This window comes from Micromonospora sp. NPDC047467, from assembly GCF_040643095.1.
Taxonomy (GTDB): domain Bacteria; phylum Actinomycetota; class Actinomycetes; order Mycobacteriales; family Micromonosporaceae; genus Micromonospora.
Genome location: NZ_JBEYTO010000004.1, coordinates 87,478 through 103,678 on the forward strand (window position 1 = coordinate 87,478; position 16,201 = coordinate 103,678).

16 protein-coding genes are annotated in these 16,201 nt (G+C 71.3%); 7 read left to right on the plus strand and 9 right to left on the minus strand.

All coding sequences use genetic code 11. The features are described from left to right. Positions 1-47 precede the first annotated feature (47 nt). From ABZ780_RS12945 to ABZ780_RS12970, 6 genes are read right to left on the minus strand one after another with little or no spacing between them, the layout of a single operon-like run. On the minus strand, positions 48-446 hold the full coding sequence (locus tag ABZ780_RS12945) for a Fur family transcriptional regulator (RefSeq protein ID WP_203150761.1): 399 nt from the start codon (positions 444-446) through the stop codon (positions 48-50). Next, entirely contained in the window at positions 443-742 is a 300-nt protein-coding gene (locus tag ABZ780_RS12950) for a metalloregulator ArsR/SmtB family transcription factor (RefSeq protein ID WP_007463903.1), read from the minus strand. Before ABZ780_RS12950 ends, ABZ780_RS12945 begins: the two co-directional genes overlap by 4 nt. 41 nt (positions 743-783) lie before the next feature. Then, positions 784-1,650 (minus strand): metal ABC transporter permease, encoded by an 867-nt coding sequence (locus ABZ780_RS12955; RefSeq protein ID WP_357012701.1) that lies wholly within the window; start codon positions 1,648-1,650, stop codon positions 784-786. A 2-nt stretch (positions 1,651-1,652) separates the two neighbouring features. Then, the gene (locus ABZ780_RS12960) at positions 1,653-2,414 is read right to left on the minus strand and encodes a metal ABC transporter ATP-binding protein (RefSeq protein WP_357485948.1); all 762 of its coding nucleotides are present in this window, start codon (positions 2,412-2,414) and stop codon (positions 1,653-1,655) included. Next, positions 2,411-3,355: a metal ABC transporter substrate-binding protein gene (locus tag ABZ780_RS12965; protein WP_357012704.1), complete on the minus strand. Its 945-nt coding sequence runs from the start codon at positions 3,353-3,355 to the stop codon at positions 2,411-2,413. Before ABZ780_RS12965 ends, ABZ780_RS12960 begins: the two co-directional genes overlap by 4 nt. Before the next feature lie 54 nt (positions 3,356-3,409). Further along, positions 3,410-3,667 (minus strand): hypothetical protein, encoded by a 258-nt coding sequence (locus tag ABZ780_RS12970; protein WP_357012705.1) that lies wholly within the window; start codon positions 3,665-3,667, stop codon positions 3,410-3,412. A gap of 29 nt (positions 3,668-3,696) precedes the next feature. On the opposite strand from ABZ780_RS12970, the gene ABZ780_RS12975 reads away from it, so the two are divergent. The 4 genes from ABZ780_RS12975 (at position 3,697) to dusB (ending at position 7,273) form a co-directional block, all read left to right on the plus strand. Next, the gene (locus tag ABZ780_RS12975; RefSeq protein WP_357012707.1) at positions 3,697-4,038 is read left to right on the plus strand and encodes an antibiotic biosynthesis monooxygenase; all 342 of its coding nucleotides are present in this window, start codon (positions 3,697-3,699) and stop codon (positions 4,036-4,038) included. Between the two features lie 24 nt (positions 4,039-4,062). After that, positions 4,063-4,542 (plus strand): hypothetical protein, encoded by a 480-nt coding sequence (locus ABZ780_RS12980; RefSeq protein ID WP_357012709.1) that lies wholly within the window; start codon positions 4,063-4,065, stop codon positions 4,540-4,542. A 115-nt stretch (positions 4,543-4,657) separates the two neighbouring features. Next, positions 4,658-6,037, plus strand: a complete 1,380-nt coding sequence (locus ABZ780_RS12985) for a glycine--tRNA ligase (protein WP_357012711.1) — start codon at positions 4,658-4,660, stop codon at positions 6,035-6,037. A 63-nt stretch (positions 6,038-6,100) separates the two neighbouring features. Then, a complete protein-coding gene (gene dusB / locus ABZ780_RS12990; protein WP_357012712.1) occupies positions 6,101-7,273 on the plus strand; it encodes a tRNA dihydrouridine synthase DusB in 1,173 nt (390 codons plus the stop codon). 736 nt (positions 7,274-8,009) lie between these two features. Here dusB and ABZ780_RS12995 read toward each other — a convergent pair. Together ABZ780_RS12995 and ABZ780_RS13000 are read right to left on the minus strand one after the other, a co-directional pair. Continuing rightward, the gene (locus ABZ780_RS12995; RefSeq protein WP_357485950.1) at positions 8,010-8,657 is read right to left on the minus strand and encodes a C39 family peptidase; all 648 of its coding nucleotides are present in this window, start codon (positions 8,655-8,657) and stop codon (positions 8,010-8,012) included. A 383-nt stretch (positions 8,658-9,040) separates the two neighbouring features. Continuing rightward, positions 9,041-10,771 (minus strand): family 20 glycosylhydrolase, encoded by a 1,731-nt coding sequence (locus ABZ780_RS13000; RefSeq protein WP_357485952.1) that lies wholly within the window; start codon positions 10,769-10,771, stop codon positions 9,041-9,043. A 312-nt stretch (positions 10,772-11,083) separates the two neighbouring features. Between ABZ780_RS13000 and ppdK the strand changes: the two genes are divergently transcribed. Continuing rightward, positions 11,084-13,792, plus strand: coding sequence for a pyruvate, phosphate dikinase (gene ppdK / locus ABZ780_RS13005; protein WP_357011625.1), 2,709 nt, complete (start codon positions 11,084-11,086; stop codon positions 13,790-13,792). A gap of 51 nt (positions 13,793-13,843) precedes the next feature. Here the strand turns inward: ppdK and ABZ780_RS13010 are convergent, their stop codons facing one another. Next, positions 13,844-14,347 carry a roadblock/LC7 domain-containing protein gene (locus ABZ780_RS13010; RefSeq protein WP_357011627.1) on the minus strand — a complete coding sequence of 168 codons (504 nt, stop codon included), beginning with the start codon at positions 14,345-14,347 and terminating at the stop codon, positions 13,844-13,846. 242 nt (positions 14,348-14,589) lie between these two features. Between ABZ780_RS13010 and ABZ780_RS13015 the strand changes: the two genes are divergently transcribed. After that, positions 14,590-14,940, plus strand: coding sequence for a VOC family protein (locus ABZ780_RS13015; protein WP_357485954.1), 351 nt, complete (start codon positions 14,590-14,592; stop codon positions 14,938-14,940). A 4-nt stretch (positions 14,941-14,944) separates the two neighbouring features. After that, positions 14,945-16,201 (plus strand): deoxyguanosinetriphosphate triphosphohydrolase, encoded by a 1,257-nt coding sequence (locus ABZ780_RS13020; protein ID WP_357485956.1) that lies wholly within the window; start codon positions 14,945-14,947, stop codon positions 16,199-16,201.

Below are 16,201 nucleotides of genomic sequence, written 5' to 3' on the forward strand. Positions count from 1 at the left end.
AGCACGATCTACGGGGGTGGTCGGGACCGGCGGGCGGGGCGCGGCTGTCAGCGGACGCAGGCCGGGCAGGTGCCGAAGATTTCCAGGGTGTGGCTGACGTCGGCGTAACCGTGCTGTGCGGCGACCCGGTCGGCCCAGCTCTCCACCGCCGGCCCGGCCACCTCGACCGTGCGCCCACAGGCCCGGCAGACCAGGTGGTGGTGGTGACCCTCGCTGCACCGGCGGTAGAGGTGCTCGCCGCCCGGCGGGCGCATCACGTCGATCTCGCCCGCGTCGGCCAGCCCCTGCAACGTCCGGTAGACGGTGGTCAGGCCGACCCGCTCACCGCGCTGCCGGAGCATGGCGTGCAGATCCTGGGCGCTGTGGAAGCCCTCCATCTCGCCCAGCAGGGCGCTCACCGCCGAGCGCTGCCGGGTGTTGCGCACTGCGGCGCCGCTCTCGCTCATGACCCCTCCCCGGCATGGCTCACCGCGTCCGCCACGATGTGCGCCACGTGCTCGTCGACCAGGCTGTAGGCGATTTCCCTGCCCCGGCGGGACCCCCGCACCACGCCCGCGCCGCGCAGCACCCGCAGGTGCTGGGAGACCAGCGGTTGCGCGGCGCCGAGCTTCTCCACCAGCTCGTGCACACACCGCTCGCCGCCGGCGAGCTCGCTGACGATGGCCAGCCGGATGGGTGCGGACAGGGCGCGGAGCAACTCGCTCGCCCCGTCGAAGCCCTCGTAACCCGTAGCGCTGGTCATTCTGTAACGGTAACCAATTCCACCGACATCCGCCGATCCTGTCAGTGGAGCACGACCTCGTGCGGTTCGGGTGGCGATACGGAGGCCGGCGCGGCCCGGCGGCGCAGCGCCCGCCAGATGCCCCCGGCCACGGCCACCACCAGGAAGGAGGCGATCGCCATCAACACCACCGAGGCGCCCGGCGCGGTGTCCGCCGTCGCCGCCACCCAGACGCCGGTGCCAGCGGCGAAGAGCCCGAGCGCCATCGCGGCGGTCATCGTGCTACGGAAGCCGCGGGTGACCTGCTGGGCGGTCGCCACCGGAACCACCATCAACGCGCTGATCAGCAGCACCCCGACGGCCCGCATCGCGATGGTCACGGTGACTGCCGTGGTGACCGCGATCAACAGGTTGAGGGTACGCACCGGAAGGCCGGAGACCCGGGCGTACTCCTCGTCGTGACTGACCGCGAAGAGCGCCGGCCGCAGCGCGATCATGGTGACGAGGATCGCCGCGCCGAGCACCGCGATGGTGGTCAGGTCGGCGGCGGAGATGGTGGTCAGCGACCCGAACAGGTAGGAGTTGAGGTTGGCGCTGGTGGCGTCGGAGAGGCCGACCAGCAGCACACCACCGGCGATGCCGCCGTAGAAGAGCAGGGCCAGGGCCAGGTCACCGGAGGTACGCCCGCGGGCGCGGACCAGCTCGATGGCGATCGCGCCGACGGTGGCGACGATCACCGCCACCAGCACCGGCGAGCGGTTGAGCAGCAGACCCGCGCCGACGCCGGTCAACGCCACGTGCCCGATGCCGTCGCCGATCAGCGTGAGCCGGCGCTGCACCAGGTAGATGCCGAGCGCCGGCGCGGCCAAGCCGATCACCAGCGCGGCGATCAGGGCACGCTGCATGTACGGGTACTGGAAGAGTTCCATGCTCAGCTGCTCCACAGCCCGGCGGGCTCGTCGGGACCGTGCGGGTGCACGTGGTCGTGGTCGGGCTCAGCGTGGTGGCCGGCCGGGTCCGGCACCGCGCCGTCGTGGCAGATGCCGCCCTCGTGGACGACCACCGCCCGGCTGATCACGGGACGCAGCGGGCCCAGCTCGTGGGCCACCAGCAGCACGGTCCCGCCATCGTCGACGAACTCGCGCAGCGCGCCGGCGAACGCCTCCTGGCTCGCCGCGTCCACGCCGGCAGTGGGCTCGTCGAGAACCAGCAGCTCCGGTCGGCCGGCCAGCGCACGGGCGATCAGCGTGCGCTGCTGCTGGCCCCCGGAGAGGGTGGCCACCGGGTCGGCGGCCCGGTCGGCGAGCCCGACCGCGCGCAGCGCGTCGTCGACGGCGGCCCGGTCGACCGCGCCAGGGGGGCGGAGCAACCCCCGGCGGGCCAGCCGGCCGGAGGCCACGACCTCGCGGACGGTCGCCGGTACGCCGCCGCCCGCGCCGAGGCGCTGGGGGACGTACCCGATGCGCTGCCACTGCCGGAACCGGCGCAGCGGCTGGTCGAAGAGGGTGATCGAGCCGGCGCTGAGCGGCACCAGCCCGAGCACGGCGCGGATCAGCGTGGACTTGCCGGAGCCGTTGGCGCCGAGCACCGCGACCACCTCCCCGGCGGTCACGGTGAGCGAGACGTCCCGCAGCACCGGGCGGCCGTCATAGCCGACCGCTGCGTGCTCGACGGTGATCACAGGTGCGCTCACGAGCAGCTCAACGCCGTCCGCAGGGTCTCCAGGTTGGTACGCATCACCGAAAGGTAGTCGGCGCCGTTGCCGGCGGCGAGCCCTTCGATCGGGTCGAGCACCGCGGTCTTCGCTCCGACCTGACCGGCGATGGTCTCGGCCACCTTCGGGCTGACCAGCGTCTCGAAGAAGATCGTGCTGGCCTGGTGCTCCTTCGCCTCCTCGATGACGTGCGCGAGCCGCTGCGGCGAGGGCTCGACGTCCGGGCTCAGCCCGGTGATGCCGATCTGCTCCAGCTGGTACCGGTCGGCCAGGTAGCCGAACGCGGTGTGGCTGGTCACGATCTCCCGCCGCTGGCAGGTCCGCAGGCCCTCGGTGAACTCGCCGTCCAGCGTCGTCAGCTCGGCTCGCAGCGTCGCGGCGCGGGCGGTGTAGTCGGCGGCGTGGGCCGGGTCGGCCTTGCCGAGCCGCTCGGCGAGCTGGTCGCCGATGCTGGCCAGCCGGGTCGGGTCGAGCCAGACGTGCGGATCCTTGCCGCCGCTGTGATCCTCGTCGCCCTGCTCGTCGTCGTGGCTGTGGCCGCCGGCGCTCACGTCCAGCAGCGGCTGCACGCTCGCCACGTCGAACACCCGGTCGCCACCGCCCTGCGCGACCGCCTCGTCGACCGCCGGCTGGAAGCCCTTGAGGTAGACGATCAACTCCGCGTCGCTGACCTGGCCGACCTGCTTCGGGCTGAGCTCCAGGTCGTGGGGCTCGGCGCCGGGCTTGGCCAGGTTGGTCACCCGGACCGCGTCGCCGCCGATCCGCTCGGCGAGGAACTGGAGCGGGTAGAACGCGGCGACCACGTCGACCCGTTGTGGATCGGCGCCGGCCGGGCCGTCGGTGGCGCATCCGGCCCCGGCCCCCAGGACGAGCAGGGCGGTCGCGGCGGCCAGGACACGGGACGTGGTGCGGTTGGTCATGCCCCCAACTGTCCGTGGCAACGACAATGATTGTCAAAAACGCATAACTGCATGTCAGAGCAGCTTCGCCAGGCCCACCGTCACCAGCAGGGTCAACATCAACAGCCGGATCAGCCGGGTCTGCGGCGCCTGAACCGCCCAGGTGGTCACCAGCAGGGCGATCAGGGCCGCGGCGAGCGCCAGCGTCAACAGCCCGCCGATCACCCCTGGCGTGAAGAACGCGACAAGCACCACCACCAGGGTGAGCAGGAACACCGACGTCGGGTTGGCCCCGGCCAACCGGGCCAGCAGAGGGCGCTGCGTACGCTGCATCCCACAGACTCTACGAGGAGGCACCCCCGTTGCTGGTGACCAACCGGTTCGTGGTCGACGTCGATGTCGCCGACGGCTTCACCGAACGGGCGCACGCCGCCCTCACCGCGCTGGCCGCCCGCCCCGGCTACCTGCGGGGTCAACTCGTCCGGGCGCTCGACGACCCCCGGTACTGGTCGCTGGTCACCGAGTGGGAGTCGGTCGGCACCTACCGGCGGGCCCTGGGCGCCTTCGAGGTCAAGGTCAGCGCCGTGCCGCTGCTCGCCGAGTCGGTCGACGAACCGTCCGCGTACGAGGCGCTGGCCAGCGCGGCGCCCGGCGGGGCAGTGGTGGTCGCCGAGAGTGATCGGGCTGCTGGTCCTTACCGCTGAGCCGTCGGGCACTACCCTGCTCGTATGACCGCACCCGCCCCGCCGCCCGGTCCCGGTGTGGCTCCGCCGTTCGCCGCGCCGCCCACCGAGGGCCGCCGGACCCGGCTCTGGATCGGCCTCGGCGTCGGCGCTCTTGCCATCCTGCTCTGCTGCGGAGGGGGAGGCACGGCCATCGTCGGCCTGGCCGTCAGCGGTGTGCAGGCGATCCGGGAGCAGGGCCGCACGGTGACCGGCGACTACTACCAGGCGCTGGTCGAGCGGAACTACGGGCGGGCGTACGACCAGCTCTGCGACGACGCGCAGCGGCGCGAGTCGCGCCCCGAGTTCGAGCGCAGGGCTGCCGCCGAGCCGCAGGTCTCCGCCTTCCGCGTGGGTGAGGTCGACACCACCAACCTGACCGTGCCGGTCGACGTCACGCTCGACGGCGGCGACCGGGAACAGCAGCAGGTCACCCTGGGCCAGGACGGTGAGACCGGCGGCATGGAGGTCTGCGGGGTGAGCTGAGCCGCCCCCGGTATTCTGCTGTCGCTCGGGGTGCCGGTGGTCGTACCGTTGTCCCGGACCGCCCGATCCATCCACATCTCGCCCCCGCCGACCGCCAGCCGGCGTAGGAGGAAACATGCCAGCCGACCGTATCGACGCCGTCGTCAGCCTCGCCAAGCGCCGAGGCTTCGTCTTCCCCTCCAGCGAGATCTACGGAGGCACCCGATCGGCGTGGGACTACGGTCCGCTCGGCGTGGAGCTCAAGGAGAACGTCCGCCGGCAGTGGTGGAAGACCATGGTCCAGCAGCGCGACGACGTGGTCGGCCTCGACTCCGCGGTGATCCTGGCCCGCAAGGTGTGGGAGGCGTCCGGCCACATCGCCGAGTTCGTCGACCCGCTCACCGAGTGCCAGTTCTGCCACAAGCGGTTCCGGGCGGACCACATCGAGGAGGCGTACGAGGCCAAGCACGGCCACGCGCCGACCTCGCTCGCCGAGGTCAACTGCCCCAACTGCGGCAACAAGGGCACCTTCACCGAGCCGAAGATGTTCAACGGCCTGATGAAGACGTACCTGGGCCCGGTGGAGAGCGACGAAGGAATGCACTACCTGCGCCCGGAGACCGCGCAGGGCATCTTCGTCAACTACAAGAACGTCGAGACGGTCGCCCGCAAGAAGCCGCCGTTCGGCATCGCGCAGACCGGCAAGTCGTTCCGCAACGAGATCACCCCGGGCAACTTCATCTTCCGGACCCGCGAGTTCGAGCAGATGGAGATGGAGTTCTTCGTCGAGCCGGGCACCGACGAGCAGTGGCACGAGTACTGGCTCCAGGAGCGCTGGAACTGGTACCTCGACCTCGGCCTGTCGGCTGACAACCTGCGCCTCTACGAGCACCCTGCCGAGAAGCTCTCGCACTACTCGAAGCGGACGGTCGACATCGAGTACCGCTTCCAGTTCGGCGGCACCGAGTTCGCCGAGCTGGAGGGCGTCGCCAACCGCACCGACTTCGACCTCTCCACGCACAGCAAGCACTCTGGCGTCGACCTGTCGTACTTCGACCAGACCAAGAGTGAGCGCTGGATGCCGTACGTCATCGAGCCGGCCGCCGGTCTGACCCGCGCGGTGCTCGCCTTCCTGCTGGAGGCGTACGACGAGGACGAGGCGCCGAACACCAAGGGCGGCGTGGACAAGCGCACGGTGATGCGGTTCGACCCGCGGCTGGCCCCGGTCAAGGTGGCGGTGCTGCCGCTGTCCCGCAACGAGGCGCTGTCGCCCAAGGCCAAGGACCTCGCCGCGCTGCTGCGCAAGCGCTGGGTGGTGGAGTTCGACGACTCGCAGGCGATCGGCCGCCGTTACCGCCGGCAGGACGAGATCGGCACCCCGTTCTGCGTGACGGTCGACTTCGACACCCTGGACGACAACGCCGTGACGGTCCGCAACCGGGACACCATGGTCCAGGAGCGGGTCTCCCTGGACCAGGTCGAGCGTTACCTGATCGAGCGCCTCCCTGGCTGCTGAGACGGTGGCACGGGGCCTCGGCCGACGCGAAAAGCGCCGGTCGGGGCCCCGTACACTTGTCCGGTGACCGCCTCGACCGTGCCTGCGCTGCGCCCGTTGACGCTCGGGCAGTACCAGGTGTGGCCCCCGGTGGTGCTCGCGCCGATGGCCGGCATCACGAACGTCGGGTTCCGGCGGCTCTGCCGGGAGCAGGGCGGCGGCATCTACGTCTGCGAGATGATCACGACCCGGGCGCTGGTCGAGCGGAACCCGAAGACGCTGCGCATGATCGCGTTCGGCGCGGATGAGCAGCCCCGCAGCCTCCAGCTCTACGGCACCGATCCGGAGATCACCGCCGCCGCCGTGCGGATCGTCGTCGAACGCAACCTGGCCGATCACATCGACCTCAACTTCGGCTGCCCGGTGCCCAAGGTCACCCGGCGTGGCGGCGGCGCGGCGCTGCCGTGGCGGCGCCGGCTCTTCGCCCGGCTGGTGAAGGCCGCGGTGGCCGCCGCGTCACCGGCCGGCGTGCCGGTCACCGTCAAGATGCGCAAGGGCATCGACGACGACCACCTGACGTACGTCGAAGCGGGGCTCGCCGCCCAGGACGCCGGCGTGGCCGCGGTGGCCCTGCACGGGCGGACGGCCTCGCAGCGCTACTCGGGCACCGCCGACTGGGACGCGATCGCCACCTTGAAGCAGGCCCTCGACGTGCCGGTGCTCGGCAACGGTGACATCTGGGAGGCCGACGACGCGTTGCGGATGGTCGCCCACACCGGGGTCGACGGCGTGGTCATCGGGCGTGGCTGCCTGGGGCGGCCGTGGCTCTTCGCCGACCTGGAGGCCGCCTTCAACGGTCGGCCTGAGCGGCGGCTGCCCTCCCTTGGCGAGGTGGCGGTGACCATGCGCCGGCACGCCGAGCTGCTGGTCGACCAGTTCGTGGCGGGTGCCCGCAACCCGGCTCGGGGTGAGCGGGACGGCTGCACCGACTTCCGCAAGCACGTCGCCTGGTACCTCAAGGGCTTCCCTGTCGGCGGTGAGCTGCGCCGCTCGCTCGCGATGATCGAGAGCCTGGCCCAGCTCGACGACCTGCTCGGCAAGCTCGACCCGGCCGAGCCGTTCCCGGTGGCCGCCCTTGGTCAGCCGCGCGGGCGTACCAACTCGCCGGGCAAGGTCTTCCTGCCCGACGGCTGGCTGGCCAGCCGGGACGACGACACCGTCCCCGAGGGCGCCGAGATGGACGACTCCGGCGGCTGATCCGCGCTGGCCCATGGGGGCGCACCGATTCGGCGCTGATGGGGTGGGTGCCGCGTCCCGCGTCGGGGTGGTGGGGCTGCGCGGGCCCTCGGGCCTCGCGTGTCGCGCCTCGGGCCTGGCGTCTCGGGCCTTGCGCTTGGGCGTCGCGCCTGGCGTCTGGGGCCTTGCGCCTGGCGTCTTGCGCCTGGTGTCTCGGGCCTTGCGCTTGGGCTTCGCGTCTGGCGTCTCGGGCCTGGCGCCTGGGCTTCGCGCCTGATGTCTCGGGCCTTGCGCCTCGCGTCTCGGGCCTGGCGCCTGGCGGGCGTAGGGGTTGGGTTGGCTCCCTTTGGAGCTGATGTCGTAGACGGATCACCGCCTCGGCGGGCGCTTGTCTGATGAAGGCCTTGACCGATGGCCCCTCGACCGTGTCGTAGACGGGTCACGGCTTGTGGTTGGCGTGTCACCGCTTGGGTCGTCGTTGGCGATCGCCGCCTTGGTTGTCGTTGGCGGGTCATCGCCTCGGCGAGTTGCGTGAATCGTTTACGACATCAGCTCCAAAGGGCCAGCGGACCACCCGGCCCGTCCTCCGCCGCCGGCTCACATGTGTGACGGTGAAGGGCCGGGCCCGTGGTGGGTCCGGCCCTTGGGGTCGGTGGGTCATGGGGCTCGGCTCGTTCTCGCGGCCGGCTGACCTGCATACGGTGAAGGGCCGGGCCCGTGGTGGGGTCCGGCCCTTCGGTGGTGTGTGGTGGGTGGGTCAGCTGGTGGCGTAGCCGCGGGTGGCGATCCAGTCGGCGAGGTGGTCGATGGTGACGTCGTAGGAGGCGGTGTTGGGGTTGGCGGAGTCGGCGATCGTGACGGTGTTGCCGTTGTTGTGGTAGCCGACGACGCTGATGTAGTGGCCGCCTTCGAAGGAGTGGGTGTTGCCGTTGGTGTCGGTGGTGGTGCCGGCGATGTTGGCGACGACGGCGCGGCCGTCGTCGACGGTCTTGACGACATCGGTGCGCAGCTTGTCGGTCTGCTTGTCGTCTGCCGTGGGGGTGCTGATCTCCACGGAGTGGTAGGCGTCGTTCTTGCCGGTTTCCTTGTTCAGGACGGGGGTGATGTCGTTGATGCTGTTGGTGCCGTTCTCGGTGGTGCCCATTTCCTTGGCCATGGCGTCGACGCTGATGTCCTTGCCCTGTACGGACAGGGCGTTGCGGGCGGCGGCGGGGCCGCAGTAGTAGAAGTTCGGCTGGGCTTCGTAGCGGACGTCGAGTTGACGCTCGCTCTTGTTCTGGGTCTGGGTGGTGGGCTTGGCGTCGGAGGCGGCGTAGGCGGTGGTGACGGGGCCGGCGATGGCGCCGCCGGTGAAGGCGAGGCCGGCAGCGGTCAGGGCGGTCTTACGAATCAGATCGGTACGCATGATGGCGTGCTCCTCTGCGATTCGGGGGTCCGCGACACCAGCGGGGGCTGGCGCGCTGCGGTGCAAGGGGGGGAGTTCGGGGGGATCTCACCGGCGGCCCGGGGGGCCTGCTCGGGTGGTCCAGGGGATGTAACCGTCCGGGCCGGCGACTCATTCCACCGGGCTCCGGGGGATCTCACCAAGCGGCCTAGGGAGGCTGCTCGGGTGGTCCGGGGGGATGTAACCGGGCCGGTCGGGTGGATGTTCCCGGGCGGCCAACGCGGTCGGGCCGGGGGCCGCGACTGTCGTGGTTACCCCCTGTACAACCACCCGGCCCGACCCATCATTCCGCCGCCAGCGTGCCGCCGACCACGTTGCGAACGCGCCGAAACCGGATATTCACCTCATCGGGGGCTTGTCGGGTCAGATTGGGTCGCTTCGTGTTGACGGGGGATGGCTGGGACTGCCGGCCAGGGGATCTCGGGCGTGCGGTGGAAGGTGATGCCGGCGGTGGCCCAGCGTGGCCCGTGCCCGGCCAGGCGCTCACGGAACCCGGCCCAGTCGTGCGCCGCCCGGGGTGACCAGCCCAGCTCGGCGATGGCCGGGAGCCGGGGGAGCAGCAGGTACTCGATCTCGGCCAGCGAGGTGACCGATTCGGTCCAGAGCGGCGCCTCCACGCCGAGCACGGCCTCCGCGGGTACGCCGGCGAGGTGTGTGCCCGGATCCCAGTCGTAGGCGGTGCGTACGTCGATCAGGCCGGCCCAGTCGTGCCCGATCGGGGTGTCCGGCGCGTACTTCATGTCCAGGTAGGCGTGGTTTCCGGGGGAGAGGATCAGCCGGGCGCCGCGACGGACCGCGTCGCCGGTGGTGGGGTCTTCGCCGTTCGTGCCCCACCACTGGAGGACCCGCCCGTCGACGTGGGCGGCCGGTGCGAGCTGGTGCCAGCCGACGACGGTCTTGCCGAGGCCGGCGACGATGCGTTGGACCCGCTCCACGAAACCGGTGTAAACCTCGCCCTTGACCTTGAACGCCTCGTCACCGCCGATGTGCAGCCACGGCCCGGGAGTGAGGGCGGCGAGCTCTCCGAGCACGTCGGCGACGAAGTCGTACGTCCGCTCGTCGGCGGGGTCGACGTAGCTGAAGCCGACCTCGGTGCCGGTGTACGGCGGTGGCGCGACCTTGTCCGGTGCCAGTTCGGGGTACGCGACGAGCGCCGAGTTGGTGTGGCCGGGCAGGTCGATCTCCGGCACGACGGTGATGTGCCGGGTGGCGGCGTACTCGACGATCTTTTGGTAGTCGGTCTTCGTGTAGTGCCCGCCGGGGCCGCCGCCCACCTCGGTCGTCCCGCCCAGCGTGGTCAACTTCGGCCAGGAGCCGACGGCGATGCGCCAGCCCTGGTCGTCGGTGAGGTGCAGGTGCAGGTGGTTGAGCTTGTAGCGGGCCAGGTGGTCGATCACCCGCAGCACGTCCTCGACGGCGAAGAAGTGCCGTGCCACGTCGAGCATCGCGCCCCGGTAGGCGAAGCGTGGGCGGTCCACGATGCTGCCGCCGGGCAGCGCCCAGCGTGCGTCGACCGGCGTGGGGCTCTCCACGGCGGCGGGGAGGAGTTGGCGCAGGCTCTGCACGCCGTGGAACAGGCCGGCGGCGGTCTCGGCGGTGATGCGGACCTCGGTGGTGGTCACGTCGAGCCGGTAGCCCTCCGCCCCGAGAGTGGTGGCCGGAGCCGGAGCCGGAGCCGGGGTGGCGGGCGTGTGGGCCAGGGTGAGCGTCAGGTCGCCGGCGGGCGCGACCTCGACACTGTCGGCGATCGGCAGGGGGAACCCGGTCACGGGCCGGAGCAGTTCGGCGAGGTGTTCGGCGACCGCGCGGGCGCCCGGGTGGGCGGTGACCCGGATGGCCGTGTCCCCGGTGAGCAGGAAGGTCGTCGTCGGGTCGGCTTCAACCCGCTCGGGTGCCGGTACGACAGCGTCGAGGCGTACCGGCGGCGGGGTGAGCAGGTTGCTGGCCGCGCGTGTGGCGAGCATGGCCAGGTCGGCGGCGGCCGGCTCGTGCGTGGGCAGCACGGCGGGGTCGGCGGCGGCGGGGACCGTGGGGCTCGGCTCGGGGCCGGTGGCGGCGGATGAGGGGGACGGCACGACGACGCCTCCGGGGGGTTATTCGCGTCGGATATGGCAAAAGTGAACTTCGACAGAACCAGTGCCGTCAAGAATACGAGGACCGGTGCGATGCGTGATCGTGCGCGTGGAAGCGTTCCCAATAACCCGTACGAACGCGGTTAGTCGTGATGGCTGTGCCTATTGTCACCGAACGGTCCCAGGCCACCCGATGTTCGCTTAACCTTCGCCCACCGATCGACGTCGACGCCGGGATTACCGGCGGTCCGTCCCGGGGTATCAGAAAACTGAACCTTCGTTAAGTGTCCATTCCGGCGCGCGTGGGAGGCTCTGGTGGCAGCGCAAGAGAACGTCGATCACAAGTACGTCTACGACTTCTCCGAGGGAAACAAGGACCTCAAGGACCTGCTCGGCGGCAAGGGCGCCAACCTCGCCGAGATGACGAACCTCGGGCTGCCGGTGCCTCCCGGCTTCACCATCACGACCGAGGCATGTCAGGCGTACCTGGCGACCGGCCAGGAGCCGGACGGCCTCGCCGGGCAGATCGAGCGGCACCTGGAGTCGTTGGAGCGCGCGATGGGCAAGCGCCTCGGCGACCCGCAGGACCCGCTGCTGGTGTCCGTCCGCTCCGGCGCCAAGTTCTCCATGCCGGGCATGATGGAGACCGTCCTGAACGTCGGCCTCAACGACCAGAGCGTCGTCGGTCTCTCCGCCCAGGCGGGGGGCAACGACAGGTTCGCGTGGGACTCCTACCGGCGACTGATCCAGATGTTCGGCAAGACCGTCTGCGAGGTGCCGGGCGAGGAGTTCGAGCACGCGCTGGACGAGGCGAAGAACGCCAAGGGTACGCAGAACGACCTGGACCTGGACGCCGACGACCTGCGTGGGTTGGTCGACGCGTACAAGAAGATCTTCTTGAAGCACACCGGCCGGGACTTCCCGCAGCAGCCCCGCGAACAGCTCGACCTCGCCATCCGGGCGGTCTTCGAGTCGTGGAACGCCGAGCGCGCGGTGCTCTACCGTCGCCAGGAGCGCATCCCGGCCGACCTCGGCACTGCGGTCAACGTGGTGACCATGGTCTTCGGCAATCTCGGCCCCGACTCCGGCACCGGCGTCGCGTTCACCCGCGACCCCGGTAGCGGCGCGCAGGGCATCTACGGCGACTACCTGGCCAACGCCCAGGGCGAGGACGTCGTGGCCGGCATCCGCAACACCGTGCCGTTGCAGGAGTTGGAGCAGCTCGACAAGTCGTCCTACGACGAGCTGCTCTCGATCATGGCGCGGCTGGAGGAGCACTACAAGGACCTCTGCGATATCGAGTTCACCATCGAGCGCGGCAAGCTGTGGATGTTGCAGACCCGGGTCGGCAAGCGCACCGCCGCCGCCGCGTTCGTCATCGCCGGCCAACTCGTCGACGAGGGCCTGATCGACCTGGACGAGGCGCTGCACCGGGTCAACGGCGCGCAGCTCGCGCAGCTCATGTTCCCCCGCTTCCAGCTCGACCACGAGTTCGAGCCGGTCGCCAAGGGCATCGGCGCCTCACCTGGCGCGGCCTCCGGCAAGGTCGTCTTCACCTCCGCGCGGGCCGTCGAGCTGGCCGCCGAGGGGGTGTCGGTGATCCTGGTCCGTCGGGAGACCAACCCGGACGACCTGAACGGCATGATCGCCGCCAAGGGCATTCTCACCTCGCGCGGCGGCAAGACCAGCCACGCCGCCGTGGTGGCCCGGGGGATGGGCAAGACCTGCGTCTCCGGCGCCGACGAGATCGACGTGAACGTGCCCGCGAAGCGGTTCACCGTTGCCGGGCAGACCGTCAACGAGGGCGACGTCGTCTCCATCGACGGCACCACCGGCAAGGTGTACCTCGGCGAGGTGCCGGTCATGCCGTCGGAGGTGGTGCAGTACTTCGAGGGCAGCCTCGACCCCGAGCACATCGACAACGCGCTGGTCCGGGCCGTACACCGGATCATGACGCACGCCGACGGCAAGCGGCGGCTGGCGGTCCGCACGAACGCCGACACCGGCGCGGACGCCGCCCGGGCCCGGCGCTTCGGCGCCGAGGGTATCGGGCTGTGCCGCACCGAGCACATGTTCCTCGGCGACCGGCGGGAGCTGGTCGAGCGGCTGATCCTGGCCCGGGCCGAGGGCGAGCGGGAGGCGGCGCTGGCGGCGCTGCTGCCGTTGCAGCGGGCCGACTTCGAGGAGATCTTCCGCGAGATGGACGGCCTGCCGGTCACCGTCCGGCTGATCGACCCGCCGCTGCACGAGTTCCTGCCGCCGCTGGAGCAGCTCGCCGTGAACGTCGCGGTCGCGCAGGAGCGCGGCGAGGACGTCGCCAAGGAGGAGGCGCTGCTCGCCGCCGTCCGGCGGATGCACGAGGAGAACCCGATGCTCGGGCTGCGGGGCGTACGCCTGGGCCTGGTCATTCCCGGGCTCTTCGCGATGCAGGTCCGGGCCATCGCCGAGGCGGCCGTCACCTCCGCCCGGGAGGGCAGGGTCGCCAAGCCGGAGATCATGGTGCCGCTGGTCGGGGCCGTGCAGGAGCTGGAGACGGTCCGCGCCGAGGCCGAGAAGATCATCGCCGAGGTGGTCGGCGACAGCGGCGTCGAGGTGCTGATCGGCACGATGATCGAGGTGCCCCGGGCGGCGCTGACCGCAGGCCAGATCGCCGAGGCGGCCGAGTTCTTCTCCTTCGGCACCAACGACCTGACCCAGATGGCCTGGGGCTTCTCCCGCGACGACGTCGAGGGCGCGTTCTTCTGGCGCTACCTGGAGTTGGGCATCTTCGGCATCTCACCGTTCGAGTCGATCGACCGCGACGGCGTCGGCCGGTTGGTGCGGATCGCCGCCGAGGAGGGCCGGGCCGCCCGACCCGGGCTGAAGCTCGGCGTCTGCGGTGAGCACGGCGGCGACCCCGACTCGGTGCACTTCTTCCACGAGGTCGGTCTGGACTACGTGTCCTGCTCGCCGTTCCGGGTGCCGGTGGCGCGACTGGAAGCCGGCCGGGCGGTCGTGGAGACCGACGGCTCGGACAGCCGCTGACGCGAGGGCCGGCGGCCGACCCGGGGGACCGGGCCGCCGCCGGCCCGACACTCAGATCGGCGGGCGACGCCAGGTGGGTCGGGCCGAGCGGCGCAGTTGCGTGGGCAGGGTGGCCATCGGGGTACGTACGGCCAGCGGCGCGTGCGCGTCGGGCATCGGCGTGGCCCCGATCCCGCCGCCGCCACAGTTGTCGAGCACCCGGCCGGCCCGGTGGGCCACCGCCCGAGCCTCCTCGTGCAGCCCCCGGAGATCCTCCGCCGACGACACGGTGACCAGGGTCAGCAGGGCGGCGCGCCCGGCCGGATAGGTGACCACGCAACCGGCGGTGGTGCACACCACCGACTCGCGGAAGTCGCCCCGCCGGACTGTGTCGGCGACCCGGTTCCCGAGCCCGAAGCTGGCCGCGGCGAGCGCGGCGAGGTGGGTGGCGTCGGTGCTGGGCAGGTCGCTTGAGATGAGCAGCCCGTCGGTGCCGGCCAGCACGGTCCCGGCGATGTCGGGCCGGCGCCGGCGTAGTCCGCGAAGTTCCGTCCCCACCACCGTGTCTGCGTCCACGAACGTCTCCCCTTACCGGTCGGGCTCTGGCTGGTCACGTTCCGCGCTGGGAACGCTACCGGTGGCGACTTCCGGCCGCGAGTGCGTAACCCAGGGCAATCGGGTCACAACTGTCAGCCAATCGGCCGTTGTGGACCTGCCGTCGCTGCGTCGTGGGCGCGTCGAGCGGCATCGGCGGGCGTAATCTTGGCTCGCTCACGCGCAGCCGATTGCGTGCGCCGCCGACGGGGAAAGGTGACTGCATGACCAGCGTCTGGGAGAGCCTGACCATCGATGCCCGCGATCCGGCCCGGCTGGCCCGCTGGTGGGCGGAGGCCCTCGGCTATCAGGTCGTCGCCGAGAAACCGGACGAGGTGGAGATCCGACAGGCCGCCGACCGTCTCCCCGGCCTGGTCTTCGTGCCGGACGCCGACGGCAAGCAACGCAAGAACCGGCTGCACCTCGACCTGCGCCCCGCCGACCGGGAGGCCGAGGTCGAGCGCCTGGTCGACATGGGCGCCCGGCACGTCGACATCGGCCAGGGCGATGTCGATTGGACGGTGCTGGCCGACCCGGAGGGCAACGAGTTCTGCGTCCTCCGCGAGCGCGAGTAGGGAGTTGGCCGCTCCGGCGGACGCTCGACTGGTCGAGGAGCCGCCCAAGGACACCGGTCACCGACGGTCGCCGTACGAGCGTGACCGTGCCCGGGTGCTGCACTCCGCGGCGTTCCGGCGTCTGGCCACCAAGACCCAGGTGCACACCGCCGGCACCGACGACTTCCTGCGTACCCGGCTGACCCATTCGCTGGAGGTGGCCCAGATCGCCCGGGAGATGGGTGCCCGGCTGGGCTGTGACCCGGACGTGGTGGATGTCGCCGGGCTGGCCCACGACCTCGGGCATCCGCCGTTCGGGCACAACGGTGAGGCGGCGCTGGACCTGCTCGCCACGCCCTGCGGTGGCTTCGAGGGCAACGCGCAGACGCTGCGGGTGCTGACCCGGTTGGAGGCGAAGGTGCTCGCCCCGGACGGCTCGTCCGCCGGGCTGAACCTGACCCGGGCGTCGCTCGACGCGATCGGCAAGTACCCCTGGCTGCGCCGTCCCGGGCAGCGCAAGTTCGGGGTGTACGCCGACGACGCGGTGGTCTTCGAGTGGCTCCGCCTCGGTGCTCCGGGCGACCGGCGTTGCCTGGAGGCGCAGGTGATGGACTGGGCCGACGACGTCGCGTACTCGGTGCACGACGTGGAGGACGGCATCCACGGCGGCTACGTCACGTTGCGCCCGCTGCTCGCCGATGCCGACGAGCGGGCCGCGCTCTGCGCCGACGTGGCCGCCGCCTATTCCGGGGAGTCGGCGGACGACCTGGCCGGGGTGCTGGTCGACCTGCTGGCTGACCCGCTGCTCGCCCCGCTCGCCGGGTACGACGGCAGTCATCGTGCACAGGTCGCGCTGAAGACCACCACCAGCGGTCTGACCGGCCGGTTCGTGTCCGCGGCGGTGACCGCCACCGAGGAGCGGTTCGGCCCCGGCCCGCATCGCCGCTACGCCGCCGATCTGGTGGTGCCGAGGCGTGTTCGCGCCCAGTGTGCACTGCTCAAGGGCATCGCGCTGCGCTACGTGATGCGTCGTAGCGGCTTCCGGGGTCGCTACGAGCGGCAGCGGACGATGCTGGCAGAGTTGGTGGCCGCGCTGGTCCGGCGGGCGCCGGACGGGCTCGACCCGGTCTTCGCCCCGCTGTGGCGGGCCGCCCCCGACGACGCCGCCCGGCTGCGCGTGGTGATCGACCAGGTCGCCTCGCTCACCGACCCGGCGGCGGTGACCTGGCACACCCGCCTGGTCGGCGATCGCATACCTCCGGTGGACACCACGGCGACTTAG

Excerpts from the sequence above, each read along its gene's own strand:
- ABZ780_RS12945 (WP_203150761.1), bottom strand. The coding sequence starts at position 446 with ATGAGCGAGAGCGGCGCCGCAGTGCGCAACACCCGGCAGCGCTCGGCG.
- ABZ780_RS12950 (WP_007463903.1), bottom strand. The coding sequence starts at position 742 with ATGACCAGCGCTACGGGTTACGAGGGCTTCGACGGGGCGAGCGAGTTG.
- ABZ780_RS12955 (WP_357012701.1), bottom strand. The coding sequence starts at position 1,650 with ATGGAACTCTTCCAGTACCCGTACATGCAGCGTGCCCTGATCGCCGCG.
- ABZ780_RS12965 (WP_357012704.1), bottom strand. The coding sequence starts at position 3,355 with ATGACCAACCGCACCACGTCCCGTGTCCTGGCCGCCGCGACCGCCCTG.
- ABZ780_RS12970 (WP_357012705.1), bottom strand. The coding sequence starts at position 3,667 with ATGCAGCGTACGCAGCGCCCTCTGCTGGCCCGGTTGGCCGGGGCCAAC.
- ABZ780_RS12980 (WP_357012709.1), top strand. The coding sequence starts at position 4,063 with ATGACCGCACCCGCCCCGCCGCCCGGTCCCGGTGTGGCTCCGCCGTTC.
- ABZ780_RS12985 (WP_357012711.1), top strand. The coding sequence starts at position 4,658 with ATGCCAGCCGACCGTATCGACGCCGTCGTCAGCCTCGCCAAGCGCCGA.
- ABZ780_RS12995 (WP_357485950.1), bottom strand. The coding sequence starts at position 8,657 with ATGCGTACCGATCTGATTCGTAAGACCGCCCTGACCGCTGCCGGCCTC.
- ABZ780_RS13015 (WP_357485954.1), top strand. The coding sequence starts at position 14,590 with ATGACCAGCGTCTGGGAGAGCCTGACCATCGATGCCCGCGATCCGGCC.